Source organism: Alloprevotella sp. Lung230 (assembly GCF_014385435.1).
In the GTDB taxonomy this organism is placed as follows: domain Bacteria; phylum Bacteroidota; class Bacteroidia; order Bacteroidales; family Bacteroidaceae; genus Alloprevotella.
In genome coordinates this window covers 1-11,991 of record NZ_JACSUD010000018.1, presented here as the reverse complement: position 1 = coordinate 11,991, position 11,991 = coordinate 1, and the positions used below count along the sequence as shown (strand labels likewise).

The 11,991-nt window shown below is 51.2% G+C and carries 6 protein-coding genes; 2 read left to right on the top strand and 4 right to left on the bottom strand.

All coding sequences use genetic code 11. The annotated features are described in order from the left end of the window. Window positions 1–57 precede the first annotated feature (57 nt). The 3 genes from H8527_RS08700 to H8527_RS08690 form a co-directional block, all read right to left on the bottom strand. A complete protein-coding gene (locus H8527_RS08700; RefSeq protein WP_255498560.1) occupies window positions 58–1,977 on the bottom strand; it encodes a DUF349 domain-containing protein in 1,920 nt (639 codons plus the stop codon). 177 nt (window positions 1,978–2,154) lie between these two features. Beyond that, window positions 2,155–3,081 carry a magnesium transporter CorA family protein gene (locus H8527_RS08695; RefSeq protein ID WP_187547430.1) on the bottom strand — a complete coding sequence of 309 codons (927 nt, stop codon included), beginning with the start codon at window positions 3,079–3,081 and terminating at the stop codon, window positions 2,155–2,157. 220 nt (window positions 3,082–3,301) lie between these two features. Beyond that, entirely contained in the window at window positions 3,302–4,147 is an 846-nt protein-coding gene (locus H8527_RS08690) for an AraC family transcriptional regulator (protein ID WP_187547428.1), read from the bottom strand. Between the two features lie 210 nt (window positions 4,148–4,357). Between H8527_RS08690 and H8527_RS08685 the strand changes: the two genes are divergently transcribed. Both H8527_RS08685 and H8527_RS08680 read left to right on the top strand, forming a co-directional pair. Then, window positions 4,358–5,662 carry a BACON domain-containing protein gene (locus H8527_RS08685; RefSeq protein WP_187547426.1) on the top strand — a complete coding sequence of 435 codons (1,305 nt, stop codon included), beginning with the start codon at window positions 4,358–4,360 and terminating at the stop codon, window positions 5,660–5,662. A gap of 351 nt (window positions 5,663–6,013) precedes the next feature. Continuing rightward, window positions 6,014–8,287, top strand: coding sequence for a thiol protease/hemagglutinin PrtT (locus H8527_RS08680; RefSeq protein WP_187547424.1), 2,274 nt, complete (start codon window positions 6,014–6,016; stop codon window positions 8,285–8,287). A 132-nt stretch (window positions 8,288–8,419) separates the two neighbouring features. Here H8527_RS08680 and H8527_RS08675 read toward each other — a convergent pair whose 3' ends face one another. Continuing rightward, complete coding sequence (locus H8527_RS08675) at window positions 8,420–11,131, bottom strand: hypothetical protein (protein ID WP_187547422.1); 2,712 nt, start codon at window positions 11,129–11,131, stop codon at window positions 8,420–8,422. Window positions 11,132–11,991 lie beyond the last annotated feature (860 nt).

Genomic DNA, 11,991 nt, shown 5'->3' with positions numbered 1-11,991 from the left:
TCTGCAACGAGATGAAAGAGGGGATTTTTGTATAGAAAGCGCGACAGAAAGCCTATCTTATGCTTCTTTGACTTCGGCAATCTTCTGAGCGAGCATTTCGAGATCGCTTTTGAGAGTGGCGATGCGGCGTTCGATGTCGGCCACGAGGGTGTTGCCGGATTTCGACTTGGAGGTAAGGAAGGTGAGGTTCGTTTCGTAAGTTTGAATCTCGGCCTTCTTGTCGTCATAAGCGCGTTGCAAGCGTTGCAGTTCGCTGCCCCCACTCTGTGCGGCACGGCGGGCGATGCCGTCGATGCGGCGGCGTCCGGCCTCCTTGTGGATGGTGTCGTAGAGCGTGTCGCAGGCCGCGCGATAGGCACGATAGAGTTTTTCCTTTTTGCGGAAAGGCACGTGTCCCACCTCGTTCCACTCGGTTTGGAGGGCCTTGACGTCTTGGTGAAGCTGTTCACTGCCTTCGGCCACCAAACGTTCTAAACGAGCGATGATGTCGAGTTTGCGTGCCATGTTGGCCTCTTCCTCTTCGCGCTGACCGGAATTGGCTTCTTTCTTGCGATCGAAGAAGGTGTTGCAAGCTGTATTGAAACGCTTCCAAATGGCATCGCTCACCTTGTGTGCCACCGGGCCGATGGTCTTCCATTCGGCTTGAAGTGCCACAACGGCTGCAGTCGTAGCGCCCCAATCGGTGCTGTCCTGCAGAGCTTCGGCACGCTCGCAGAGGGCCGTTTTCTTCGCCAGATTCTGTGCCAGACTCTCGCGGAGCGAACGGAAGTATTGTGTTTTGGCGGTGAAAAACTTATCACAAGCCGCACGGAAGCGTTCAAAAATCTCTTGATTGACCTTACGCGGGGTGAAGCCCACTGTCTTCCATTCGTTTTGCAAGCCGATGACGAGTTGCGACATCGCCTCCCATTCGGCCAGCGAGGAGAGTCCATCGAAGGTAAGGGCTTCTACCTGCTCGCAGAGATTGGTTTTCTTAGCGAGGTTTTCCTCTTCCTGCTGTTTGAGGTTGAGGAAGTGGTCTTGATGGCGCTTGTTGACGAGGGTCGATGCCGCTTTGAAGCGCGCCCACACCTCTTCGCGCAGTTCTTTGGCCACAGGTCCGGTCTCGCGGAACTCTTGGTGCAACTTCTGAAGTTGGTGGAAAGCACTAATCACATCTTCCACCTCGGCGAGCTTTTCGGCCGCTTCGCAGAGATGGGTTTTGATTTCGAGATTTTTCTTGAAATCATAGGCCCGCATTTCGTGGTTGATGCGCAGCAAGTCGTAGTATTGCTCCACATTGTGCTGGAAGTTCTTCCACGTTTCCGTCACCTGCTCGGCGGGGATCGTACCGATGGTTTTCCACTCCGCTTGCAATGCCTTGAAGGTATCGTAGTTTTTGTCCACGTCGTCGGGTGCCGCCACCATAGCCTTAATTTCTTCGATGATGGCCAGTTTTCGGTCAAGGTTGCGCCGGCGTTCGGCTTCGAGCTCAGCCGCCGCCTTGGCGCGGTGCTCCTTGATGGTGCTCATGAGTTCCTTAAACTCCTTTTCGAGAGGGTCGGGCTCGGGATTGAAGTCGGCCGCATCACCGCCTTGTGCCACAAATGCTTCGCGTGCGGCAGCACCCTCCTCGTTGTGCAGACGGTAGAAGATGGTGCGCAGCTGGTCGGTGGCGCCGCGGTCGGCCGGCTCACCCTCTTGGAGGTATTGGCGCAGACGCGCGATGACCTCCTCCTTGGTCGCAGGAGCAGGAGCAGTGGCAGGGCGCTCTTCGGCCGTTTCGGCCTGAGGTTGTTCGGCATTTTGCGAAACTTCCGCGGCCTCCATGGCTTCGGATGGCGTTTCGAGAGATGCTTCGGGAGTGGATTCAGGCTCTACGGTGTTTTCACTACTGTTGAGAAGTTCGGGCTGAGCAGGTTGTGCTTCAGTCTGAGCCTCAACCGCTTGTGGTTGAGTGGCAGCTACTTCGAGCTGTGGGGCTTCAATTTCACTCATAAGAGTGTCGGAGTTAAGGGTTTGTGAGATATAAAGAGAGGTTCTGCCTCTACGGAGGAGGCCATATCGCTTGCAAATAAAGCCAAAATAAAGTTATCTACCAAATGTTTTGGCAAAAAAGTGCACAACAAGGAGCATTTTGGGTAGAAATAGCGCAAAAGAGCAGCCCGATGCAGCTCAAATCCATTCGATTTTGCGGAAGAACCAGATGAAGAGGAACGTCACGCCGATGGAGGCCGCGATGATCACGGGGAAGCCGCCTACCCAATGCTCCATGCCGTTGAGGAGGTTCATGCCGAAGATACTGGCAATGAGCGTGGGGAACATCAGAATGATGCTCACCGAAGTCATCGTTTTCATCGTCTGCCCCATGTTGTTGTTGATGATGGCGGCGTAGGTGTCGATGGTCGATTCAAGAATATTGGCGTAGATGTTAGTGGTTTCTCTCGCCTGGCTCATCTCAATGTTGACGTCCTCAATCATGTCCGCATCCAGTTCGTCAACGGGGAGCTTAAACTTCAATTTGGAAAGGAGCGTTTCGTTGCCACGAATGGAGGTGGCAAAGTAAGTCAGGGAGTCCTGCAAGCGCGACAGGTTGATCAGGTCGGCGTTGTTGATGGGACGATCAAGGTCGCGCTTGGCAGCATCGATGATGGTACTGATTTGCTTGAGGCGCTTCAGATACCACACGGCACTCGACAAGAAAAGGCGGAAAACGAGATCTACCGTATCGGTAAATCCCAAACCGCGCTTCTGCTGATAGGACACGAAATCTATCATCATGTTCGTTTCAAAGTGGCACACCGTCACAAAAACATCCTTATTGAGAATGATACCTAACGGAATGGTGGTGTGGGGCGTGCGGCTCTGCGCCTCCTTCAAGTAGGGGATACGCAGGATAATGAGCATCCAGCCCTCGTCATAATCATAACGAGCGCGCTCATCTTTATCTCGAATGTCATCGAGGAAGTAGTCGGGGATTTGCAGTTGGCGGATGAGGAAATCCTCATCATCGGGGGTGGGACAGCTCACTTGTGTCCAGCAGTTGGGCTGCCACTCGTCTTGAGTGCGCAGGCCACGGTGATAGTTCCAGTAAGTACGCATGGGGGCTTGCTTTCTTCTTGCACGAAAAAGGAGAGATGGTGGGGAGGAAGAAAGCCTTGCCTCTTCCTATCCTCGGGAAACGGTCGTATTTTCCGCGTGATAGTCGTCCATTTGGGGTTCAAATTAGGTGCAAACCTCCTGCCGGGGGATGGGGTTTGCGCTGTTTTCGAGTGCAAAAGTAGCGTTTTTTTTTTACTTCACCGCACGTTCGGCCGTCTTTTTACGGCTGCACCGCCTGCGAAAGGCGAAATTCTTTGGGCGACACGCCAGCGTGGAGCTTGAAATACTTACGAAAGGTGAACTGCTCAGGAAAGCCCAGTTCTGCCGCAATCTCTTTGATGCTTCGGCGAGTGTTGGTCAGCAGCGCACGTGCCTGCGTCATCGTCACCATTGCAATCCAAGCCGAGGGCGGCTGCCCTGTTTGCTCTTTGATCAGCGCGGTGAAATGCCCCGTAGAGAAGCCCAGTTCTGCGGCATAAAACTGCACGCTGCGCTCGTGCTTGAAGTTGAGGTTGAGCAACACAAGAAATTGGCTCGCCACGCTGTGCTGTCCGTGCTCCAAATTAGTTTGACTCGCCATCTCGAAACGTTGCGCAAAGCGGCGCAGCGTGTCGAGCATCACCATCTGTATGTGGAGGGAAGACTGCCTTTCCAGCAATGTCCGTTGCAATGGGCTTTCGGTGGTGAGCAACTGCTCCTGCAACTGTCTGCGCCGTGCTTCTTGTTGCAGATACTCCTCGACTTCGGCCTCCACCAATTCAATGCAGGGACGGCGCGGAATGTCCAGTTGCACAATGATGTTTCCCAAACGGTTAAAGACCGGAAACAACACCTCTAAGCGCTCCACAAACCGCACCTCCTCATAGTCCGAAGTTTCCTCCACTACCTCTCCCACCACGATCGGGCTTACCACATAAAGACTTCCGCGCCGCAACGTGTAGGAGCGGCTGTTGATGAGCATCGTGCGCTCGCCCGCCAAACAAAGACAATATCCGGCGCAGTCGGTAGGTTGGATGTTATGGCGCGAAAGCAAACGCTCTATCGCCGTTGGGGAATCGAAAGTCATAAAGAAAGGCGTTAAATCAACATCTACGTACTCGCAAAGATAACAACATCCCACGAGGAAGCAAAGCAAATTCTATTTTTTCTGTTGATATATCCAAGACAATTAAGCATTCCCTCTGCTTCGTCTTTTCCCAACTTCTTATTACCTTTGCAGCGTTTATTTCCAACTTCACAAAAATCACCTTATCTCTCCGCTTCAAAACAAAAAAACATGAAAAGAAAAACGATACTCCTGCTTTTCTGTACCCTCGTCCAATTCCTCTCCGCACAAACCGCCCTACGCTGCGGAACTTGTGCTGCTCCGACACCCACGGCGACACTGACCGCCCACTCTCGTGCGCAACGCGCTCCATCACAAACCGACCTGCCCACCCTCGATTTGCTCATCGTCTATGACAAAACGGGCGGCGATTATGCCGCAGCCAATGGTGGAGAGGCTGCACACGCACAGCGCATCGTCGACCTCTCCAACGTGGTGTTGAACAACTCCCACATTGCCGCCAACTTCCGCCTTGCAGGTACACTTCGCCTTCCCGACGTCGTGCAGAGTGTACAGCAAGGTTTGACTTTTGTGTTGAGCCACGAAGGGGTGGCCGCAGAGCGCCGCCGTGTGCATGCCGACATCGTGGTGCTGTGCAGCGAACCGGTCAACGACGGCCTTTCGGGCGTTGCCCCCCTCGAAGCCAAAAAGTCGGCCGCCATGGCTTCGGTGCGCGCTTCGGCCGCTTCCGGCAGTTACACCGTGGTGCACGAGATCGGCCACATCTTCGGCTGCCAGCACTCGCGCGAAGCCATGGATGCCGGCACACACCCCTATGCCGTCGGGGCAAGTCGTGCGCCCTACTACACGGTGATGGGCTTCCCCTCTCAAGAAGGTCTCGTCGAACAAGCTCCCATTTTTTCTTCGCCCAACTCAGTGTGGAAAGGGGTCGTGATGGGGTCGACCACAGAGGATTGCGTGCGCAAAATCAACGAGCGCCTATCCGAGGTTTTGGCTTTCGACCAACAGGATGAAGGCTATCAGCTTTCTCAAACGCTCTGGCAACCCAATCATCAAGCGCAGGAGTTGGAGGTAACTCTCACCACCGAAACCTTCTACTTCATTCACAGCGATGCCGAATGGCTCACTTGCTCTGCCGAAAACGGCTATGGCAACCGCACCTTAACCCTCCGCGTGACTGAAAATCCCAACTCTACGCCCCGCACCGCCACCCTCACCATTGATGGCAGCGAAGAGTGCCCTCCGGTCACAATCACCGTTCGCCAAGAGGGACGAACCACTGCCGTACAAAGCATCAGCGGAGAAGAATTTCAACTCCACACACAGCCCGGCACGCTGCATCTCACCACGACGAAAGCTACTCACCTCCGCATTCACGACCTTCGCGGCCACCAACTGGTGGACACTCCTTGCGGCATAGGGCATCATGCTTTTGCGCTCCCGGCTTCGGGACTTTACATCGTTTCTCTCCGCACCTCAAAACAAGTAGTGCGGCAGTGGGTGCGGGTGCCTTAACCGCCACGGCAGTGGACTCCACAAGTCTCTCCCCACCTCCTTTCTATCTCCCGCCTTCATCCTTCTGTCCCTCGCTGTATTTCTCCTGAAATCCCACACCCAGCGGCCTAACTTTATAATTTATTGTATGTTACAGCCGAATACAGGTGCTGATTTTTTCATTTTTATTCGTAACTTTGCACTCGCTTTTTCTATCTATAATGAAATTACCCCTTTTAGTCGAAGGGAAAAACCTCTTTTCTGCGGCCTTCCCCATCCACAAAGCAGAGCCGGTGGTGTGGTTAGGATTTCTCATATAAAGAACATTTAGGCAACATATATTCAATAGAAACTAACGAGAAACAGAACAACATGAAGAAACAGAACAACTCCTACGAATGTAGGGGGTGCAGTCGTTTGACGCGCTCCTTCTTACGTCCTCTGACCCTTTTTATTTTCAGTTTATCCATCATTCTTCCTCTCACCGCCAAGCGCGTGACGAGGCAAGAGGCATTCAGCATTGCCAAAAAGTACGTCATCACTTCTTCCAATCGCCGTTTGACGCTTGGAGCACAATCACGTCTTCCTAAGAAAAACTCCGTAGAACCTTTCTATGTGTTCAATGACGAGAAAGGCAGAGGTTTCGTCGTGGTTTCAGGTGATGATGCCCTGGGCGAAGTATTGGCTTACAGCGATTCAGGCGCCTTAGACACGCTGAACGCTCATCCCGGCATCAAATTTCTACTGCAAACCTATCGCGAAAGTTTTGCCCAATTACAGCAGACGGCGACACAGATGCAGCCTGCAACACGAACTACGGAAACTTACAAAGCCGTTGCTCCGCTGTTGTCCTGCAAATGGAGCCAAGACTCCCCTTACAATAAACAAATCGGTTATGATTACACGGGATGCGTGGCCACGGCAATGGCACAAATGATGTATTTCCACAAGTGGCCGGCACAAGGAAAGGGAGAAAACACCTACACCATCACTTATTATCAGCAACAGAAGCACACCGATTTCAGTAAGTCGCATTACGATTGGGAGCATATGAAAGACCGATATTCCTATGCTTACCCTTGGACAGATGATGAAGCAAATGCTGTTGCACTCTTGATGCACGATGTGGGGGTAGCCACAAATATGCAATATACTCCTTATGCCAGCGGTACCCAGAACGAAAATGCCGATCGCGCCTTCCAAAACCACTTTGACTATACTACGGCTTTCGTAAAACGCAGCGATGAAGGGACTTCCGGATTTACTCAGATTGTACGACAAGAGTTGCTCAATGGATTTCCCGTTTACCTCGCCGGTTTTTATAAATTAGGTGCCGGTGGTCATGCTTGGGTCACCGATGGCGTTGATGAACGTGGATTGTTCCACATGAATTTCGGATGGGGTGGACAGAGCGATGGCTATTTCTCACTCACAGCTGCTGATGTAGCGAAAAGCGGCAACGAATTTGGAGGACGCCCCCTTTCCTTCAAAATTGATCTCACCGCCATCCTTGCCCATCCTAACAAGGAGGGGGTTAAACCTATCGACCCCTCATTACTCCCCAACAGCCCCAAACTCAGATTTAACGGCGAAGGCTCCCTCACGCTCCCAGAAGGGCACCAAAAGACTTTTGCTGCGGCAGAGATGCCGCCAGTTGAGATGGCCTATTTTGTAAACAAAGGAAATCCTTTCCGAGGAGATATCGGGGTAGGTGTCTACAATATGGATGGCCAACGCTTAAAGATTTGTCCTTCGGATGATTACGAAAAAGGTGGATTTACGCAACGAGTGTATGGGCTGTATGATAACGGTTTAATGAATCGTGATTATCTCATAAACACTCCGCAAAAAATCAAAATTGATTTGAATGGTTTGTCCGACGGCTACTATCAACTTCTCCCCATCTGTGCCCCTAAGAAAGCAGATGGAGATTGGGGAGACTGGGTACGTATGAAGCTCGCCCCGCGCATGGTCATAGAACTGAATAAAGGTATTATACGTGTCACGGAAGAAGGCTATTTCAAGGCAGGTTTTCAATTATTAAGCCATCCCATCGTCACTCGTTTCACTCCCGGAAGTGAAGAAAAAGTTGTCTTCTCTATAAGGAACAAAGGAGGTTTGGAGCGCACCTGCTATGCCAAACTCCAATTGTTAGACGAAGCAGGCAACGTAGCTCACGAAATTCGCAAAGAAGAAAAGACCGATTTTCCGGGGTTTGACACTACCCTTCTGCCTTTTACCATCAGCATTCCCGAATCCTTTACTGAGGGAAGTTACCAAGTCAAATTGATTCTCATTCAAGACGATGGTACGAATATTGATGATCCGGAAGCCTCTCAGCATCATGTGGAAAAAGTAAACGCGAAGGAGGAAACTATCTTTATGATATCCTCTCAAGTCACGGGGATAGAGGATACAGCCAAATCTTCCGCGAAAATTGCTCAACATGGAAATAACTTAATGGTGCGTGCTCACAATCTCCAATGGATTAAACTCTTCGATTTGAATGGTCGTTTACTTAAACATCGTTCAGTCGGTGCAGAAAACGCACTTTCTCTCTCTCTCCTCGACCTCGCACCGGGCGTCTACATCGTTGAAATTGGCAACAACGGACGCTCACACAGACAGCGCATCTTGAAACGATAATGTTAGTTTAAGTGTGCTCTCGCACTTCACTACATTATTAACCCCAATTCGGGCGGAAGCAAAATCTACATTGCTTATCCCGAATTGGGGTTAATTTCTGGTTCATCCGACATTTGGAGTGATGAACCGAATTTATTCTTGCGGCACCGAGCGTAAGTGAGGATTGACGAGCACTTCGCAGGTGCGTACCTTCACATTGACGCTGCTGCTCACCGGCGCACCGCAGTTGCCCACCGTCACGGCCACGGTGTAAGTACCGCTGGCTGCCTCGCGGGCATGGGGGATGATCGGGTTTTTATCGGTCGATGTCCAGCCGTTTGGCCCGCTCCACTGATAGGTCACGGTGCCCAGATTGACACATTGCAGGTGGATGTCGTCGCCCGCACAGATATTGGGCGTAGTGGTACCGGCAAAGACAGGGTTGCTAAAATCGTGGAGCGTTACCCGTTGTGGAAACTCGTTGCCGCAGGCATCACGCACATGGATGGTGTAAGACGTTTGCGGCGCACCATAGTTGATTTCCACCTCTCCCGTAGCCGACGTTACTACAGGGGCGGTCGGTTCGATGGCCGTGTTGGCCGCATTCCACACCTCAAAATGATAGGGCGGCACGCCGCCTTCGGCTTTCAGCAGGATGTGCCCTTGCGGGGTGGTACCGCCTTGCGGGGTGCAGGCGTAGGCGGCAGTGGCGGTGCCCACCAAAGAGAGCGACTTAGGAGCCCAACTGATGGGAATACGCTCAATGGCCATCGAAACATTGGGGTGTGCCGCCACCCCGATTTCATACTCTCCAGGAGCAGCACGCGGCAGCACAATTTTCCCTCCATTGGTTACAACAGGAGGATTCACCGACCCTACCGAACGTATCAATCGAAAATAAGGCTTTACCAGAGTACCATCGGGCAGGTTGGGTCCTCCCTCAAAAGTGGCCGTAGCCGTGGGCGTAATCTCCAATCCGGCACAGGTTTCCACAGCAGTATAACCCACGTCGGTAATATCAATGTAGCCCTTATGGTCGTAGTGAAACTGCATGGGGGTTCCACAATTCATATCGGCCGTGAGAGTATAGGAACCAGGAGGCATATCCTTATCTCCCGTATCAAAATAAGTGCGGGCAGCGGTGAGTGTTTCAGTCTTAATCACCTCTCCCGTATCGTCCCGCGTCAGAGTGAGTATCGCTCCGGCAGGAAACACACGTCCGTTGGGTGTGGGAAGAAATCGGGTATTCCCTCGATGACGCATAGTGCCATTATAGGAGATATTGACGGTTTTGAACCCCTCAGGAAATTGGTTATAAAGGATAATGTTCGTTTGCGCGAGAGGTTTTCCCGAAGGATAAGTAATTATCACGCGGTAAAGCTTTCCATAAGTAAGTTTTCCACAAAGGGTTTCCGGATGTTCATCTTGGGCTAAAGTTTTCTCACACACTTTGGTAAGCGTAGCTCCCTGCACAGAATAAAGTGTAGCAATGAGCGGTGCCGTACAATCGGCCTTTCCCGTAGGGCTGATAAGCAAATTGTACCCATCGCAAAGACGTTCATAAGTAGGGTGTATTTCTCGATTACGTATAACCTGCTGGGTATGTACTTGTCCGGCAGCATCTTCCACGCGCAGAGTGTATTTTTCGTAATAGTCAAGCTGTGCCGTCGATTTTCCGTCGCCATGAGTGCTTTTGAGCCAATTGGGTTCATCGTAGACCACAGCACCATCACTATTGCGCGTGATGGTGTAGTGGAGCGGATAGCAAAAAAGACCGTTAGCCCCATAGCTGAGTTGGGCATAATATCGATATTGCTCACAGGGCATATCCTCAAACGTAGTGTAAAAGTAAATGGGTTGTATTTCAAATGTCCCACAGCTCTTCACACGCGTGGGACAATTCTTGAAACGCACCCAAAGTTCGAGGGAGTTTTTGGCGGTAAAGTCCTGCGAATGATGGGGCGTCATGTCGAAATTCACGACACCATTGTCCGTGCGCACCCACTCCGTCCAGTTCGTAGGCGTTTGGCCGGTAGGAGCGAGAGCCACCTCATAAAGGCCGTCCCGCCACAAGCGTCCCATCATACCGCCCGCTGTGCCCGCAGGAAATTCAGCAACACAGTAGTAGCGCAACGTGTTGCAATCCAATCCGCGTTGCCCATCTACATCAGCATAGAAGCGCGACGACATCACCCTGGGCGTAAAGAGTAGGTCACCGCCATCAAGATCAAACTCTGTGTTGGTCTTATAGCCGCAAGCATCTTCTACCTCCACTTTATAGTGTCCGGCAGGATAGTCTTGGCGATCAAAATCGTAGAAATACGTACTTGCTTGTGTAAAAGTAGGCTCACTAGGAACAGTTTCTCCCGCCGGCGCTTCAAGGATACGGAAAGTATAAGGTTTAAGACCGAATTTCACATCGAGCGAAATAATACCCGATGGACAATTTTGATCGGAAAGACGACTGCGTCCACTATGAAGCACAATCGTAGGCGGTGTATAATTACCTCCCACTTGAATAGGTACACTTTTCGTATGGAAATAAGAAGGATCAGTAGCACAATAGGCCGACACCTCCACGGTGTAGCGACCACTCGGAACCCCCGTAAACACATTGTTATTGCTGGGACCAAACGTAAGCGGTCCTCCAATCTGCTTGAGTCGATAGTTGATATTATTCAATCCCGTGGTAACGCCCGTCACCCCAAGTGTCACTACGCCATTCGATTGGCAGGTAGATTGCACAATCGTATAGCCTATTCCCCAACCCTTATTGCACGTCTGCGCATCGCTAAGGGTGGGCAGCAGCATAAGCAACAGGAAAGCAAAGATTAAACCGAGATATTTTGAAGAAAATGTTTGCATAAAAAGGGTTGTGTGTAAATGTAAGCAATGAGGTTGTCACGGAAAATCCACGGAATATCGAAACGGCCTGCACATCTTCCAGCGTCAGGCCGGCCTGTGGTTTTCCTCCTCCCAAAAGCATCGCGGCCGACGGGGTTCACCTCGCTTACCGCCACTTTCTTGTGCAAAGATATGACATTCTCAAGAAATCCGCCCCCTTTTCATGTTTTTTCACCGCCGCCCCGTCCGCTCGTTGCGCAGTCTGTCCGAGAGCCGTTCGCCACACCGACGCACGTATGTACATTTCCCCACACTTCTACTTTCAAGATAGAAGTGAAATCCTTTTTTAAGCGTTTTCTTAGCCCGAACTCAGGTTAATAACATGCCCTCACGCGTGCGCGTTACCCTCTATTAAAACAGTTTTTATCCTTCAATCCTTCACCCGACTGCTTAACTGGTTATTTTTCAGCGACTTTCGGGTGAAGGATTTTTGTTTTTCCATCCTTCACCCTCTTCCTTCATCCGGCTTAGAGGAAGTACCTTTTATCAATTCGCATAACCCTCTGAAAACAAAAGCCTTACAAACCTCGGGTGAAGGAGGTGAAGGTAAAAAACATCATTGTGCTTGTAGTATACGCGCGCGAGGCGCTTCTACACAACGAGTCCGCTGTCCTTTTCGGCAGCGGTTTTTCTGTTTTCCACCCTCCATCGCTGCACAAAAAAACTCAGAGGTAGTTTTTCGTAGATCAGAGATAGAAAATTCTACGTCTGAGGTAGATGGATGCGGCAATGAAGAAATCGGCCGCCGCACACTTCCACTGTCGGAAATGTTAAAGTCAAGTTAAAATCGGAACTCTGTGGTCAAATCCGACGTCGAGATG